This is a genomic window from Cellvibrio fibrivorans, from assembly GCF_031457055.1.
Taxonomy (GTDB): Bacteria; Pseudomonadota; Gammaproteobacteria; order Pseudomonadales; family Cellvibrionaceae; genus Cellvibrio; species Cellvibrio fibrivorans.
In genome coordinates this window covers 860,905-875,817 of sequence record NZ_JAVDVX010000001.1, presented here as the reverse complement: position 1 = coordinate 875,817, position 14,913 = coordinate 860,905, and the positions used below count along the sequence as shown (strand labels likewise).

Genomic DNA, 14,913 nt, shown 5'->3' with positions numbered 1-14,913 from the left:
GTTAAACCTTAGGCGCTCTGTAACTCCTGCCAATGAATCTTATCGCTGTGATGCAGCAGGCGCATGCAGCCTTGATGATCTTCCACTAACGCGGTGCAGTTTTCGATCCAATCACCGCAGTTGGCGTAGCGTAAGCCGCCTTCTTCGCGCAGTGCCGGGTAGTGGATATGACCGCAGACCACGCCGTCGTAGCCGCGTCGCTTGGCCTCGGCAATGGCCTCCCGCTCATAGGTGGCAATCGCCGCTTTGGCGCCTTTGATGTTGCTTTTGATCAACCCGGCGAGCGAGAAGTAGGGGCGTCCCAGCAATTTGCGGAAGCGGTCTGACCAGCGATTGATAAACAATAACAATTCGTAACCGTGGTCACCAATAACCCGCTTAAGCCAACTATGGTTGATATAGGCGTCCATTGCATCGCCGTGCATGATCAGCAGACGTTTGCCATCGGCCGTCACATACTCGTGCTCGCGCGCGATTTCAATCGGCCCGAACAACTGGCCGCTAAAGTGGCGGATCGGGTCGTCGTGGTTGCCGGGTACGTAGACCACACGCACGCCTTTGGCAGCCAGTTCGTAGAATTTCAACATCACTTGATAGTGTTTTTGCGGCCAGCAAAAGCGACGCTTGAGCGACCACAAATCCACAATGTCGCCCACCAGATAGAGGGTGTCGCAGTGGATGTGGCTGAGGAAGTCGAGCAGGTAATCGGCTTTGCAGTCGCGGAAACCCAGATGAATGTCCGAGATCCACACAGTGCGGGCGTTAATTAGGTAGCTGGCAGGTTTGGGGCTATCCAGATAGTCGCTGCTGGCAGCAACAGGTAAGGGCGCAACAAGGGCATTGGCGGAAGAAGTCATAGTGCGTTTCCGTAGCTGTTTCACCCAAGTCTGCGGTGAGCATGTGACGAAAACGCAACATTTTGATGAACTTTGGGTGACAGCTAGCCGCCGTTGTGTGCCGCTGTCAGGATTGGGGCTTGGTCGTGCACTAACCACTCCAATACCGCTTGACGGCTTTCCAGCATTTCCTGGTAGGTGTGCAATACCACGGGATTGGGGTTGGGCTGCTGCCGCAAATGATCAATCCGCGCGAGCAAAAAGTTGATGTCGTTTTGCACCTTTTCGGCAACTTCCGTGCTGTTAAAGGCTTCGTTACCGATATTTAAAATTGTCATGTAGGCGTTGTCCTTGCTGATTTTGCCGCCAAACTTTACGTTTGTGTCAAGGCGGGATGTTGACCAGTATCCTTGAATCCCGAATGTGATAATAGTCGCAATTCTCGCTAAAGTTTGTGCGATTTGGCTTACAAAACGACAGCCTCGGAGGCCTGAATCGGCGCCTTAGGCCTGTTGTTTTTTCAGCAGTGTGAGGCTGAACAACAGGGTGGCGGAGAGCACAATCGCAGGGCCAGCGGGGCTATCCCACCAATAGGATGCCGCGAGTCCAGCTAGTACGGCGATGACACCGAGCAGGCTGGATACCAGCGCCATCTGCTCCGGTGTATGGGTCAAGCGACGGCTGGCGGCCGCGGGGATAATCAACAGCGCAGTAATCAGTAGTACGCCCACTACTTTCATCGCGATAGCAATTACCAGCGCCATTAGCAGCATCAAAGCGGTACGCACCTTGGTCACGGGTACACCTTCCACCTGCGCCAATTCTTCGTGCACGGTAATTGCCAGCAGCGGGCGCCAGAGCCAGATAAGGGCGCCAATCACCGCCAGCGAAATAACCCAAATGCTAATCACATCGCCTTGGCTGACCGAGAGGATATCGCCAAACAAATACGCCATAAGGTCGATGCGGTTTTCACTGAAAACACTCACGCAAACAAGCCCGAGCGCGAGAGTGGAGTGGGACAAAATCCCCAGCAGGGTATCTGTAGCAAGGAAGCGGTTGTTCTGTAGTGCCACCAGAATCAGGGCCAGCAGCAGACAGCCGAGGGCGATGGCGAGATTGAGGTTGATATCCAGTAACAGACCAAAAGTCACACCGAGCAGGGCGGAATGGGCAAGGGTATCACCGAAATAGGCCATGCGACGCCAGACAGCAAAGGCGCCGAGCGGTCCGGCTACTAGTGCTACCGCGATACCGGCGAGTAGAGCAAGCAATAAAAAATCAGGCATGGTGATCGTGTCCGCAAGCGCTGGTGTGGATATGGGCAGAGCCGCCGGGTTTGGCGTGGATCACGTTGCCGTGTGCATCGTGCTGGTGGTCATGGTGATGGGTATAAATCGCCACTTGCGGCGGATTGGCCGCACCTGCAGCTTCGCCGAACAGTGCAAGATAGGCCGGGTCGTTAGTCACCTGTTCCGGGTGGCCCTCGCAGCAAACATGCTGGTTAAGGCAGATCACCGTATCGGTTGTCGCCATCACCAAATGCAAGTCGTGGGATACCAGTAGCACCCCGCACTGGCGACGGTTGCGGATCTCGTTGATCAGTGCATAGAGCGCCGATTGCCCGGTCACATCTACGCCTTGCACAGGTTCATCCAGCACTAATAACTGTGGATCGCGCAAGAGTGCACGCGCCAGTAACACTCGCTGGGTTTCGCCGCCGGAGAGTGATTGCATGGGCATGTTAATGAGCTTATCGATACCGGTCAGCGACAGAGTCTCGGCTAGATCTGCGCGCGCTTTACCGCCTAATGCGAGGAAACGCGCCACAGTCAGTGGCAGGCTGGCATCGATATGGAGTTTTTGTGGCATATAGCCTATGCGTAGATCTGGCGCCTTGAGAACATCGCCTTCATCGACTTTGATCAGTCCGAGTACGGCGCGCACCAGAGTGGTTTTGCCCGCGCCATTGGGGCCAATAAGGGTGACAATCTTGCCCGTTCGCAGGGTTAAATCGGCGCGCTGTAAAATCTGGCGGCCATTGCGTGTCACACCCAAGCCGCGCGCTTTGATCAAATAATCACTCATGCCCATGCCCGTCATGTTCAGTGTTACCCGCGCAGTTTGCACAGAGGCCGGAGACTTCCAGCGACTGGCTCTCCACCTGAAATCCAGCGTCCTGCGCCACGCCAATAATCTGTTGGCTGAGTTGCGGTTGGTCGAGTTCGATAGCGATACCACAGGCACGGCATATCAAAAAATGGCTCTGGTGTTTGGTTGTCGGTGAAGGGCAACCGATAAACGCATTGAGTACGTTGATACGGTGAATCAATCCCTGCTCCAATAGAAAATCCAAGGCGCGATACACTGTCGGCGGCGCCACGCGGCGGGTATTGGCTTTGGCCAACATCTCCATCAATGTATAGGCGCCGAGAGGCTTGTGGTTTTGCCAGATGAGTTCCAGCACCTGTAAACGCAAATCGGTGAGCCGCACCCCGCGACCTACACAGAGCTGGCGAGCGGCTTCAAGCGCATCGCTAATGCAATGGTTATGGTCATGATGGCTGCAGGCGATGGGGGTGTGTTCCATAATTTCTCTGGCTAGATGCGCCCGGGCAAGTGGTTGGATAGAGCAGGTAGAGGGCGATGTAAACGTTCAGCTATGTTACTCTATAACCTTTCATCTGGCATGTATTTACGGGATTGGTTTGGGTTATGCGGTATTGCGGGGTTTCTTTCCAGCAGGGCTTGGCGCTTATCAGTCTGGCGTTGTTATTGGCGGTGCCAGCACAGGCGAAATTGCAGGTATTGGCGAGCATCAAACCGCTGGCGCTTATCGCACGGGAAGTGGCCGGTGACCAGGCCGACGTTGTCACCCTCTTGCCGATTACGGCTTCCCCGCACGACTATCCACTCAAAATGTCTGACCACAAACGCTTGCTCGCCGCGGATTTGGTGCTCTGGGTCGGGCCGGAATTGGAGAGTTTTCTTGCGCGCCCGCTCGCCAATCTTCCTGCGAATAGGTTAATCACCAGTTATGAGTTAACCGGCTTGCACTGGCCGTTAGCAGTGAAGGGCGATCATCATCACAGCAACCATGTCCATGTTGGGCATGATCCCCATATTTGGCTTGATCCACGCAATGCTGTGCTGATTGCGCAGGTATTGGCGGCACGTTTGGGGGAATTGCAGCCTGAGTTTGCTTCAGTCTTCCGCACTAATGCGGAGCGTTTCGCTACATCGGTACAATTATTGGATCAACAGTTGGCAAAGCAGCTGGAGCCGGTAAAGACTATGGGTTTTGCGGTTTACCATGAGGGCTATGGGCATTTTGTTGGGCGTTATGGCCTGCATCAAGTTGCTTATGTGACCTACACGCCCGAGCGGCGGCCTGGCGCACGACATCTGCAGGAGTTACGGGAGGTGCTAGCAAAGGAGGGGCAATGTCTATTTATGGAGCCATACTACAAAGCGCAGGGGATGGATGAGCTGGCAAAAACACTCAATCTGCGTATCGGTCTGCTGGATCCCATCGGTGAACAACAGGTATCCAGCTATCAACAACTGCTACAACAACTCGGCCAGAGCTTTTTAACCTGCCTTGCGGATCGGCGTGGTCACTGAGGCGTAGAAGGGTTTACGCATACTGACATCGCGCGCTTCCAGCATATCCAATTGACGCTTATTCAATTCCATGACGAACGAGTCGTAGTATTGACGAATATCTCGATCAGCTGATGCACCCGCCTCCCGCAACAACGCCAACATGCCATCCTGTGTAGCCATGCGATGGCGAACCCCGGTTTTGTGATAAACACAGCTCGCCAATTGTTGCATGCGAAAGATAGCGGTTTGGGAAAAAATTAAGGTGTCCATGACATCCTCCAGTGCGGTTATAAGCGGTTGGGCGCGTTTTTCGCGAGGAAGCTGTCCAGTAATTCAGCTTCACAGTTCGATTCTAGGTCAAGAAATAAACACCGTGAGGGGCTTAGGCGCCACTGTAAAAGCAAATTACAAATTTGTGACTGGTACAAAAAAAGAGCCCCGCAGCGACCAAACAAAAAGTTATAAGGTCAAATGCAGGGCTAATACACGAGGAGAAAATAAGGGAGATAGTCCAATCAAAACAACAGCTTAAAGAAAACTCACTGCAGCGATGACTAATCGCTGCGGCTACAACTTAAAATTAAAGAGCGAACTCTTGTGCAAGTTTGGCTTCCAATTTTTGTTCGAGGTTGGCGTTAGCTTTCTCGTTCAACACATCAGTCTTGGCAGCCAATTCTTCAGCAATACGCGCTTCCGCGTCTTCCTGGGTTTCAACCCAAGCTGTCTTAACGCCTAAATCGGCTGCAGCTAGAGTCAGTTCGGTGTTAATGGCCTCGTCAGCAAAAGCGCTGGTGGCGGTCAGTACTAAAGTTGCAAATATCAGTGCGGTCTTTTTCATCGTGGGTTCCTCCGATGGTTTGAAAATTCCAGTTGCCTTGTGAGCAACCTTTTTGTCTTGAGTTAAGGGTTACTCGGTAACAAAACGTCTTTGGTGTTTTCGATCTGTTACCTTATGTAACGCATAGTAACAGACTTTTTAGATTTGCCTAGCCCTTAATTAAACTTTTTAGCTATACAAAACTATAAAATGTGAATAAATACCGAAACTTAGCGTTATAAGGTAAATTTTTCATGAGGTATGGCGCCTGGTAACACATCTTCTCGCAGGTAACACTTTTGGCTTGGTTGGCATTTAAGATGTTACCGGCGTCACTGATGCCCAGGTGTTGCGGCTCGGCAAGCAAGGGTTTGGTGTATCCTGCGGCCATCAAAAACCGCCTTATTGCAGATATTGACTATGACTGAAACTCAAACTGTCGCACCCTTGGTGCTTGTCGATGGATCTTCCTACCTCTACCGCGCTTACCATGCGCTACCCCCACTTACCAACTCCAAAGGTCAGCCCACCGGCGCAGTTAAAGGTGTGATCAATATGATGCGCCGCTTGCTGAAGGATTATCCGCGCAGCCCCATAGCCGTCATTTTTGATGCTAAAGGCAAGACGTTTCGCGATGACATGTACGCTGAATACAAAGCCAATCGCCCGCCCATGCCCGACGACCTGCGCCCGCAAGTGCAACCGATTCACGACATAGTGCAGGCAATGGGGCTGCCGCTCTTTGTTATTGAAGGAGTGGAAGCCGACGATGTAATAGGTACGCTCGCGCGTCAGGCGACTGAGCTGCAAATGCCAGTGGTGATTTCCACTGGCGATAAAGATATGGCGCAGTTGGTGAATGAGCACGTCACTCTGGTGAACACCATGACCGAAACGGTATTGGATATTCCCGGCGTCAATGCCAAATACGGTTTTGGCCCCGAGCTAATGATCGATTACCTCGCGTTGATGGGCGATAAGGTCGATAACATTCCCGGCGTGCCCGGTGTCGGCGAAAAAACTGCACAGGGATTAATCCAGGGGCTCGGTGGGCTTGACGCGATTTATGCCGATCTTGAAAACGTACGCACGCTTTCATTTCGTGGCGCGAAGACTATGCCGGAGAAATTAATTGAACACCGCGAGATGGCCTATTTATCCTATCGCCTCGCCACTATCAAAACTGATGTGGAATTAGCTATTGCTCCTGAAGCTATTCATTGCGGCCAACCTGACCGGAATCGTCTACGCGAATTGTTCGAAGATCTGGAATTTAAAAGCTGGGTTAAAGAAATAGACGATGAAAAAAATGTATCGCCTACTGCGACCGCTCTACCGCTGGTGTGCGAAGAAAATGCGGGTACAGAAAATAACCTGTCATCAGAATTACCTACAGCACCCTCCGAAACCAATTACGACATTATTACCGATAAAATCCTATTTGCTGATTGGTTAAAACGTTTGCAACACGCCGCGCAGTTTTCCTTTGATACCGAAACGACTGCGCTGGAAATTATGGATGCAAAAATTGTCGGTGTGAGTTTTGCGATTGAAGCGGGCGTTGCTGCTTACATTCCCTGCGCTCACGATTACATGGGCGCACCGGAACAATTACCGCTTGAGTGGGTGCTGCAAGAGCTAAAACCAATCCTGGAAGATGCAAAAAAAATAAAAATTGGCCAGAATTTAAAATACGATCGCAGTGTACTGCTTAACTATGGTATTGAATTGCGCGGTATTCAATTTGATACCATGCTCGAATCCTATGTGTGGAATTCCATCGGCAGTCGCCACAATATGGATGACCTTGCACAAAACTATCTCGATTATAAAACAGTAACCTTTGAAGAAATTGCTGGCAAAGGTGTAAAACAACTCACTTTTAATCAATTAAAAGTGGAAGATGCAGGTCATTACGCTGCTGAAGATGCTGATATCACTTTGCGTTTGCATCAATTTTTTTGGCCGCAGCTGGAAAAAGTTGCGCCATTAAAATCGATATTTGAAACTATTGAAATGCCGCTCTTGCCAGTGCTCTCACATATTGAGCGCAATGGCGCATTGGTCGATGCCAAACTGCTTGGTCAGCAGAGTGTTGAACTGGGCGAGCGCCTCGTGCAATTGGAGCGCAAAGCCTATGATATCGCCGGGCAGGAATTCAATTTAAGTTCGCCCAAACAACTGGGTGTGATTTTGTTTGAACAACAAAAATTGCCGGTACTGAAAAAAACGCCTACGGGCACACCATCAACTGCAGAAGAAGTTTTGCAAGAATTAGCGCTGGATTATCCGCTGCCAAAAGTATTGATGGAATATCGCGGCCTGGCTAAATTAAAATCCACTTACACGGACAAGTTGCCCTTGGTGATCAACAAGCGCACTGGTCGCATACACACCAGCTATCATCAAGCTGTAGCCGCTACCGGGCGGCTGTCCTCGCAAGACCCGAACTTGCAAAATATCCCGATTAAAACTGAAGAAGGGCGCCGCATCCGCCAATCGTTTATCGCGCCTAAAGGTTATAAGTTAGTTGCAGCGGATTACTCGCAAATTGAGTTGCGCATTATGGCGCACTTGTCTGGCGACGCCGGGTTACTCAGCGCGTTTGAAAAAGGTTTGGATGTGCACCGCGCTACCGCGGCCGAAGTATTTGGTGTGGGTTTGGATGGTGTTACTTCGGAAATGCGCCGCAGTGCCAAGGCAATTAACTTTGGGTTGATCTACGGTATGTCGGCCTTTGGTCTCGCCAAGCAGTTGCATGTCGGACGCAATGAGGCGCAGCAATATATTGACCGCTACTTTGAGCGCTACCCAGGTGTACAGCGCTACATGAATAATATCCGCGCGCTCGCCCATGAGCAGGGATACGTAGAAACAATTTTTGGCCGCCGTTTGTATTTACCTGACATCAATGCCAAAAACAAAAACCTGCAGATGGGTGCTGAGCGCACTGCAATCAATGCGCCTATGCAAGGCACCGCTGCCGATATTATAAAAACGGCGATGATCAAAGTGCAGGCCTGGCTCGATCAAACGCAACTCGATGCAAAAATCATTATGCAGGTGCACGATGAGCTTGTACTCGAAGTGGCTGAAACCCAAGTTGAGCAAGTGCGCGCAGGATTGATTGAGCGCATGTCTGGCGCGGCTATACTTAAAGTGCCGCTGCTGGTGGAGGCTGGAGTAGGTAATAACTGGGATGAAGCACATTAATCGCACGCTACAATTGATCCGGGTGCACTAAAAAACTGGATCGATTGCAGCAATCAGTTCGGAGGGAATAGGCACCATGAAAAATAAATGGTTTTGTTATCTCGCATTGCTGTTGCTGCCATCATCCCCGGCGCTGGCCGAATTTGTGGTCAGCCATCGCGCGCCCTTCACTGAAGGTGATAAACACCACATTTACAGCACTGAATTGTTGCGCCTTGCGTTGGAGAAAACGCGCAAGGAATATGGAAATTTCGCTCTGCGACCTATACCGCCGCGCAACTATGCACGTGCACTCAAAGCAGCGGTCGATGATGCTTACCCCAATTTGATTATTGAGACGAGCTACGAGCAGGCGCTGACGCATCACGCCAAATTGGATTTTATTAATTTCCCGATGGATTTGGGCGTATTGGGTTATCGCGTCTGTTTTATTAATCCCAAGCTCAAGGCGAGCGGTAAAAAAATTACCTCTCTTGAGGATTTACGGCAATACACCTTTGCGCATGGTGTGGGTTGGGCGGATACGATTATTTTTCGCCACAACGGGTTAAAAGTGCAGGAGATCGATAATTACGATGGCATGTTCTTGATGGTGATTGGAGGGCGGGTTGATTTTTTTTGTCGCGGTGCAAATGAAATATTAGGAGAGATGGAGCAATTTAGTCAGCTGAAGGAACTTGATATTGATGAACAATTCTTGCTGGTTTATCCGCTGCCCCGGTTTTTCTATTTGAATGGTAAAAACAAACTGGCCAAAAAGCGTATCGAACTCGGATTGCAGCGCGCCTACGCCGATGGATCGCTGCAGGCGTTATGGGGAACACATTTCCTGCCCAGTTTGGCTCTGGTGGATCTAGGCAAGCGCCAAGTTATCCCGCTTCAAAACCCATTGCTGGATAACCTTGAGGTGAGTTTTGTGCCCGACTTTATGCCGCTATTGGACGGTGCGGGAAAAAAGCCACAGCCTGAATGAACAGATTCTTAACAGATTGTTGGTTGAACGCTAATTTGTGCCTATATATGCGCAATTTAAGATTCATAACCGATTGTTTTTAAAGGATTTTTCTGAAGTAACAAAAAATTGTGCAAATTATTTAAAAATAGTTTGAACTAATTTGGAAAAGGCTGTGTCTCAGTTATGTGTGTTTTACGATCATGAGCTAACTCCTCCCCTAATGGCTTTTAAGCCAGCTGAGCGCGAAGTAATTTTAAAGCTAAGCCAACCCCGATTTTATCGGGGTTTTTTTTGCCTGTAAGTTGGCCCGTCGTAATGTGAATTGTGCAAAAACTGTTGCAGTTACAAAGCTTTACGTTTTCTGCTGAACTTCATGGGACGCGCCAAGTCATAGCTACAACTCGTTTAATGGAGCCGCTTTTTCTCGTAGTACTTGTCTTGTCTCTCCGACCTAGCCCATCTGGCATCACCCCAAGGGTGCCAGTTCTTTTCCGATGATTTACTTAAATCATCGGATTTTTTTATTGGGATGCGCTTTCTTCGTTGCCTTGTTCCGGCACTGGCGCCAGCCAGGACTGCAATTTTGCTTTGAGCTCATCGAGCCCGGCATATTTCAGCGCAGAAAAACACTGGATGCTCACCAGCTGATCGAGCTTCGCCTGTTTTAGCTGCTTTTGCACCGCAAATAGCGCGTTGTTAGCCTGCATACGGCTGAGTTTGTCGGCCTTGGTCAGCAGAATATGCACGGGCATATTGCCGCGGATCGCCCAGTCGAGCATGGTGGTATCAAATTCTTGCAGGGGATGGCGAATGTCCATCAACAGTATCAAGCCTTTCAGGCACTGGCGTTTTTGCAAGTATTCCGACAAATCCCGCTGCCACTTTTCTTTTTGATCGCGCGATACCTTGGCGTAGCCATACCCGGGTAGATCAACCAGCCGCTGGTCGTTGCCCACATTAAAAAAGTTGATCAACTGGGTGCGGCCGGGTGTCTTACTGGTCCGCGCCAGCTTTTGGTTGGTTAATGCGTTGATAGCACTGGATTTGCCCGCGTTTGAGCGGCCGGCAAAAGCGACCTCGCAACCAGTCTCAGGTGGGCATTCGCGGATGCTGGGGGCACTCTTGGTAAAATAAGCCTTGGTAAATACGATCTCGGTCAAGATAATAACCCTTCAAAATAGTGTGTTATTAGCGCGTTGGTAATATAATGCCGCCGCTTTTACCGGCCGCCGTGCGCGCCAAAAGCAGGATTCATGCGGAATCAAGTGGAATTTAAGGTGCGATTGTAGCTTGTTGGCCTGCCATTAAGCGAACCGTCCGCCGAATTCCTACGTATACTTGCCTGTTAAAGACGCACGCATAACAATCAGATTCATCGATCAATCGGATTAGCCAATGAAACATATCGTAAGAAATGCACTTTTATCGCTGGGTTTGGTAGCAGTTGCGCAGGGCGCTATGGCTGCGGGAGATGCGGCAGCAGGCGCAACCAAGGCTGCTGTATGTGGCGCATGCCACGGTGCCGATGGCAATAGCCTCCTTGGTACCTTCCCAAAATTGGCTGGTTTGGGTGAGCGTTATCTGCTTAAGCAGCTGACTGATATCCAGGCTTGGGATCTGGAAAAAGATGCTGCCAAAAAAGCCACTACCGGCCGTGAAGTGCCAGAGATGACTGGGCAGCTTGTCAATATGAGCAAGCAAGATCTGGCCGATATAGCCGCGCACTTTGCCAGCCAAACCACTCAATTGTCTGGCTCCAAGAAAATCGAAGTACAAGTGAACTCGGGTATTAAAGTTGATGGCCTGGAATTGGGCGAGCGCATTTATCGCGCTGGCAACCCAACCACTGGTGTGCCCGCTTGTACTGGCTGCCATGCACCCGATGGCAAAGGCAACATCCCTGCCGGGTTCCCCCGGTTGAGTGGGCAGCACCCGGAATACATTGAGAAGCAACTACGTGCTTTCCGCGCGGGTGATCGTACTAACGATGGCGACCAAATGATCATGCGTTCAGTAGCCGACAAGCTGAGCGATGCTGAGATCATCGCCTTGGCCAACTTTATTGCTGGGTTAAATTAATCATCGCCAAAGGATGATTAATGAAGACGAAAAAGGCGACTTCGGTCGCCTTTTTTGTATCTTTGCTTTACAGATCTAACGGCGCGCTGGAGAATCCGGGTCCAGATTGGGAACTTGGATAACATTTACAGGACTAATGCCGCAGGCATCCAACCGAATTCATGATTCACACACATTATTTATTCACAATAAAAGTACTGAGGAGCGATTTATGCGTATTTTGGTAGCCCTGTTGGGTTTGGTTTTTTCCCTGAGTGCATGTGCTCAAGAGGCGTCAGGTGAGTATCAGGAAGGCAAGCATTACGAGGTGTTAGAGCAGGCAGTGCGCACTACCGACCCGAGTAAAATCGAAGTAGCCGAAGTATTTGCATATTCCTGTTCGCACTGCTTTGACTTTGAGCCGCTGTTACAAGCTTGGGAAAAGAAACAAGCTGCAGATGTTTATCTGGCTCAAACCCACGCTATGTGGAATCCGCAAATGGAACCATTGGTCCGCGGTTACTACACTTCGATTGCATTGAAAGTTAAAGAAAAAACCCATATGGCAATTTTTAATGCCCTTCATTTAGAGCGCAAACAAATCGTAACTGCCGAGCAATGGGCGGACTTCTTTGCTACCTACGGTGTGGATAAAGCCAAGGCATTGAGCACATTTAATTCCTTCGGTGTCACCAGCCAAATCAAACAAGCCGAAGCGCGCGCGCGCGGCTATAAAGTAGCTGGCACTCCTGAGATGGTTGTTGAAGGTAAATACCGTGTCAGCTCCCGTTTGGCTGGCGGCCACGCTGAAATGCTGAAAGTGGTCGATTTCCTGGTTGCCAAAACACGTGCAGAGCGCGGAACTAAAGCACCGGCACAGTAATCGATAGGATATCTGTCTAAAAAGCCCGCGCCGGGAATCCGGGGCGGGCTTTTTATTGGTGGCAGGTTTTGCGCTTGGGGTTATTTTGGGTCAGGGAAAAGGTGAATCGGCGATGACTGGCTATACTCAGGAAGAGTTTTTTCAGACAGCCCGAGCCCATAGGTTACAAGCGCGTTATGACAGTCAATTCTGGTGATAAAAACAACTGGCGAGAGAAGTATCTCAATGCGCTGGATGAGCAGGAGCAGTTAGAGAAGCAGTTTGCCAGCCAGCAGGAACTGCTGCGCAGTGCATTGGTGCGGCTCAGTATTGCTGCCGATGGTCAGGATGAAACACTAGACCAGATTATGGCCAAGCTGCGCGAACAGCTGCGCAGCAAAATGAGCGCGACAGAATTCAACAGTATTCTCGCCCAACTGGAAACGGCAGCACTGGCATTTGAGCAAAACCGCGAACAGGGTGCTCAGGATATTCGCCAGGCGATTATGGATGCAGCCAAACCGCTGCAACATTTCAAATTATCGCGCGGAGTTAAAAAAGAACTCAGTGATTATCTCGCGCAGTTGCCGCAGCGCAGTAAAAAAGTGCGCCTCTATCCTGCGCTCCTGCAACAACTCGCCAAAATCCAACAACAGGCGTTGGGCGAAATCGAGCAACCCAAAACCGGTTTGTTCGATAAAATTCTCGGCAGTAAAACCAATCCAAAAATAGCCGACGCTGGCGACGAACAGGATGAATACGCAATCGCCGATTTACCGCCGATGATCGATTCCCCATCCGCTAGCGTAGAGCCTATCGTTAGTCATTTAACAGAAGAATATTCCGCGCAAATTATTCGCGTGCTCAACCAGTTTTTTACCAGCCTTGAAAATGAAACGGCGATTAAAAACAAAGTAGAGGTGATGCGCAGGAAACTGGAGCAAGGCGTGAGTGTGGACAGTTTGGTTCCGCTGCTCGACAGCGTACGCGATCTGGTGATGGAAGCCTACCTCGCAGCCAACCAAGCCTTTGCTACCTATTTAAAAAACGTTAATCAGGAACTGGCCGAAATTTATATGCTGCTCGGCGGCGCAGTAAAAAATACGCAAGACGAACGCGCTGCATCGCGCAAACTGCAAGATGATGTGATGCGCGAAATGAACGATCTGGAAGTCACCGCCACCAGTGCTACCGATATCAACCAACTCAAGGATACGGTGAAATCCCAGCTGGGTAATATTCGTCAGGTGATCGATCACTATCAGCAAACCGATCAGGCACAACAATTTTTAGCCGAGCAATTGCAAACACTCGGCGCAAAAATTAAAACGATGGAAGTCGAGGCGGAAAAAAATCGCACCACTCTTGAAGCGCATCGCCAAAAAGCCTTGCATGATCCGCTCACCGAGTTGCCTAACCGCGAAGCCTACAATGAGCGCGCCAGTGCAGAGGTGCAGCGCTGGCAACGCTACGGCCGCCCGCTGACCATTGCGATTTTTGATATCGACCACTTCAAACGCATCAACGATACCTACGGCCACCAGGCGGGCGACAGGGTTATTAAAGTGATTGGCCGCTCTATTGCCAAACGCTTACGCGAAGTGGATTTTTTCTGTCGCTATGGCGGCGAAGAATTTGTCGCGCTTATGCCGGAAACCGATAGTGCAACGGCCTTGACAGTATTGGAAAAAGTGCGCGATGCAATTGCCAACGCTGCGTTTAATTATAAAGAGCAACCTATGTCGATCACCTTATCGGTGGGCCTGACAGAATTTAAAACCAATGACAGTTTGGAATCTGCGTTTGAGCGCGCCGATCAAGCGCTTTACACCGCTAAATCCAATGGCCGCAATCGCTGCCAACTAAGCTAGCCGGGAATTGGGCAATGAAATCCATACAGGATAGGTTTATGAATAGTAAATTTGCAGGTCAACTTCTGCTGGTGGCGGCGTTATTAATGTCGCCACCTGGTATATCGGCGCAATTGGAATTAAGTGTGGTGGATGACAAAGGCAATCCACTTAAAGATGCGGTTGCAGCCCTGGTGCCACAGCAAAAAATAGATTACACCGCTGTGCCGACCGTGATTATGGATCAGCGCCAAAATATGTTTGTGCCGGGAGTGTTGGCCATCCGCGTAAATACGCAGGTGCGCTTCCCCAATAGCGATGATGTGCGCCACCATGTCTATTCATTTTCTCCGGCAAAAAAATTCGAGTTGCGTTTGTATCACGGCATGACTGCTGAACCCGTGCTTTTCGATAAGCCGGGCACCGTAGTATTGGGCTGTAATATCCACGATTCCATGGTGGCATATATTTATGTTGTAGAGACAGAGTATTTTGCGGTTGCCGATGCGCAGGGAAATATTAGTCTTGCGGCGCCTGCGGGAAAATACCAAGTGCAAATTTATCATCCGCAGATGAGCGGAAATTTTCCTGAATCGACCATTACCTTGGATGATTCACAAACTCTGAATAACAAGATCACCGTAAATAATTTGTCGGCGGCGAAAACTGCTGAAACCGTTGACGAATTTTCCAACTTATTCTAAGCAGAACCCTGC

At 50.1% G+C, this 14,913-nt stretch carries 15 protein-coding genes; 7 read left to right on the top strand and 8 right to left on the bottom strand.

What is annotated here, in order from left to right:
- Positions 1-8: 8 nt before the first annotated feature.
- The 5 genes from J2X05_RS03665 to J2X05_RS03645 all read right to left on the bottom strand — a co-directional run bounded on the left by J2X05_RS03665 (position 9) and on the right by J2X05_RS03645 (position 3,426).
- On the bottom strand, positions 9-857 hold the full coding sequence (locus J2X05_RS03665; protein ID WP_310068767.1) for a UDP-2,3-diacylglucosamine diphosphatase: 849 nt from the start codon (positions 855-857) through the stop codon (positions 9-11).
- Between the two features lie 83 nt (positions 858-940).
- Positions 941-1,174 carry a hypothetical protein gene (locus tag J2X05_RS03660; protein ID WP_310068764.1) on the bottom strand — a complete coding sequence of 78 codons (234 nt, stop codon included), beginning with the start codon at positions 1,172-1,174 and terminating at the stop codon, positions 941-943.
- Positions 1,175-1,339: 165 nt separating this feature from the next.
- A complete protein-coding gene (gene znuB / locus J2X05_RS03655; protein ID WP_310068762.1) occupies positions 1,340-2,125 on the bottom strand; it encodes a zinc ABC transporter permease subunit ZnuB in 786 nt (261 codons plus the stop codon).
- Complete coding sequence (gene znuC / locus J2X05_RS03650) at positions 2,118-2,924, bottom strand: zinc ABC transporter ATP-binding protein ZnuC (protein WP_310068759.1); 807 nt, start codon at positions 2,922-2,924, stop codon at positions 2,118-2,120. The genes znuB and znuC overlap by 8 nt, the downstream gene beginning before the upstream one ends.
- A complete protein-coding gene (locus tag J2X05_RS03645) occupies positions 2,917-3,426 on the bottom strand; it encodes a Fur family transcriptional regulator (RefSeq protein ID WP_310068757.1) in 510 nt (169 codons plus the stop codon). Before J2X05_RS03645 ends, znuC begins: the two co-directional genes overlap by 8 nt.
- Before the next feature lie 125 nt (positions 3,427-3,551).
- Between J2X05_RS03645 and J2X05_RS03640 the strand changes: the two genes are divergently transcribed.
- Positions 3,552-4,460, top strand: coding sequence for a zinc ABC transporter substrate-binding protein (locus J2X05_RS03640; RefSeq protein ID WP_310068755.1), 909 nt, complete (start codon positions 3,552-3,554; stop codon positions 4,458-4,460).
- Here the strand turns inward: J2X05_RS03640 and J2X05_RS03635 are convergent.
- Together J2X05_RS03635 and J2X05_RS03630 are read right to left on the bottom strand one after the other, a co-directional pair.
- Positions 4,428-4,712, bottom strand: a complete 285-nt coding sequence (locus J2X05_RS03635) for a hypothetical protein (protein ID WP_310068753.1) — start codon at positions 4,710-4,712, stop codon at positions 4,428-4,430. The genes J2X05_RS03640 and J2X05_RS03635 overlap by 33 nt on opposite strands.
- A gap of 310 nt (positions 4,713-5,022) precedes the next feature.
- Complete coding sequence (locus J2X05_RS03630) at positions 5,023-5,280, bottom strand: hypothetical protein (protein WP_310068749.1); 258 nt, start codon at positions 5,278-5,280, stop codon at positions 5,023-5,025.
- A 399-nt stretch (positions 5,281-5,679) separates the two neighbouring features.
- Here J2X05_RS03630 and polA point away from each other — a divergent pair, with 399 nt between their 5' ends.
- Together polA and J2X05_RS03620 are read left to right on the top strand one after the other, a co-directional pair.
- On the top strand, positions 5,680-8,472 hold the full coding sequence (polA, locus tag J2X05_RS03625; protein WP_310068746.1) for a DNA polymerase I: 2,793 nt from the start codon (positions 5,680-5,682) through the stop codon (positions 8,470-8,472).
- A gap of 76 nt (positions 8,473-8,548) precedes the next feature.
- Positions 8,549-9,445 carry a transporter substrate-binding domain-containing protein gene (locus J2X05_RS03620; protein ID WP_310068743.1) on the top strand — a complete coding sequence of 299 codons (897 nt, stop codon included), beginning with the start codon at positions 8,549-8,551 and terminating at the stop codon, positions 9,443-9,445.
- A gap of 503 nt (positions 9,446-9,948) precedes the next feature.
- Here the strand turns inward: J2X05_RS03620 and yihA are convergent.
- On the bottom strand, positions 9,949-10,587 hold the full coding sequence (yihA, locus tag J2X05_RS03615; protein WP_310068739.1) for a ribosome biogenesis GTP-binding protein YihA/YsxC: 639 nt from the start codon (positions 10,585-10,587) through the stop codon (positions 9,949-9,951).
- Positions 10,588-10,822: 235 nt separating this feature from the next.
- Here yihA and J2X05_RS03610 point away from each other — a divergent pair, with 235 nt between their 5' ends.
- The 4 genes from J2X05_RS03610 (at position 10,823) to J2X05_RS03595 (ending at position 14,901) form a co-directional block, all read left to right on the top strand.
- A complete protein-coding gene (locus J2X05_RS03610) occupies positions 10,823-11,506 on the top strand; it encodes a c-type cytochrome (protein ID WP_310068736.1) in 684 nt (227 codons plus the stop codon).
- Positions 11,507-11,717: 211 nt separating this feature from the next.
- On the top strand, positions 11,718-12,368 hold the full coding sequence (locus tag J2X05_RS03605) for a thiol:disulfide interchange protein DsbA/DsbL (protein WP_310068735.1): 651 nt from the start codon (positions 11,718-11,720) through the stop codon (positions 12,366-12,368).
- A gap of 176 nt (positions 12,369-12,544) precedes the next feature.
- Positions 12,545-14,218 carry a GGDEF domain-containing protein gene (locus J2X05_RS03600; RefSeq protein ID WP_310068732.1) on the top strand — a complete coding sequence of 558 codons (1,674 nt, stop codon included), beginning with the start codon at positions 12,545-12,547 and terminating at the stop codon, positions 14,216-14,218.
- A gap of 38 nt (positions 14,219-14,256) precedes the next feature.
- Positions 14,257-14,901 (top strand): methylamine utilization protein, encoded by a 645-nt coding sequence (locus tag J2X05_RS03595; protein ID WP_310068729.1) that lies wholly within the window; start codon positions 14,257-14,259, stop codon positions 14,899-14,901.
- Positions 14,902-14,913 lie beyond the last annotated feature (12 nt).

Excerpts from the sequence above, each read along its gene's own strand:
- J2X05_RS03665 (WP_310068767.1), bottom strand. The coding sequence starts at position 857 with ATGACTTCTTCCGCCAATGCCCTTGTTGCGCCCTTACCTGTTGCTGCC.
- J2X05_RS03660 (WP_310068764.1), bottom strand. The coding sequence starts at position 1,174 with ATGACAATTTTAAATATCGGTAACGAAGCCTTTAACAGCACGGAAGTT.
- znuB (WP_310068762.1), bottom strand. The coding sequence starts at position 2,125 with ATGCCTGATTTTTTATTGCTTGCTCTACTCGCCGGTATCGCGGTAGCA.
- znuC (WP_310068759.1), bottom strand. The coding sequence starts at position 2,924 with ATGAGTGATTATTTGATCAAAGCGCGCGGCTTGGGTGTGACACGCAAT.
- J2X05_RS03645 (WP_310068757.1), bottom strand. The coding sequence starts at position 3,426 with ATGGAACACACCCCCATCGCCTGCAGCCATCATGACCATAACCATTGC.
- J2X05_RS03640 (WP_310068755.1), top strand. The coding sequence starts at position 3,552 with ATGCGGTATTGCGGGGTTTCTTTCCAGCAGGGCTTGGCGCTTATCAGT.
- J2X05_RS03635 (WP_310068753.1), bottom strand. The coding sequence starts at position 4,712 with ATGGACACCTTAATTTTTTCCCAAACCGCTATCTTTCGCATGCAACAA.
- J2X05_RS03630 (WP_310068749.1), bottom strand. The coding sequence starts at position 5,280 with ATGAAAAAGACCGCACTGATATTTGCAACTTTAGTACTGACCGCCACC.
- polA (WP_310068746.1), top strand. The coding sequence starts at position 5,680 with ATGACTGAAACTCAAACTGTCGCACCCTTGGTGCTTGTCGATGGATCT.
- J2X05_RS03620 (WP_310068743.1), top strand. The coding sequence starts at position 8,549 with ATGAAAAATAAATGGTTTTGTTATCTCGCATTGCTGTTGCTGCCATCA.
- J2X05_RS03610 (WP_310068736.1), top strand. The coding sequence starts at position 10,823 with ATGAAACATATCGTAAGAAATGCACTTTTATCGCTGGGTTTGGTAGCA.
- J2X05_RS03605 (WP_310068735.1), top strand. The coding sequence starts at position 11,718 with ATGCGTATTTTGGTAGCCCTGTTGGGTTTGGTTTTTTCCCTGAGTGCA.
- J2X05_RS03600 (WP_310068732.1), top strand. The coding sequence starts at position 12,545 with ATGACAGTCAATTCTGGTGATAAAAACAACTGGCGAGAGAAGTATCTC.
- J2X05_RS03595 (WP_310068729.1), top strand. The coding sequence starts at position 14,257 with ATGAATAGTAAATTTGCAGGTCAACTTCTGCTGGTGGCGGCGTTATTA.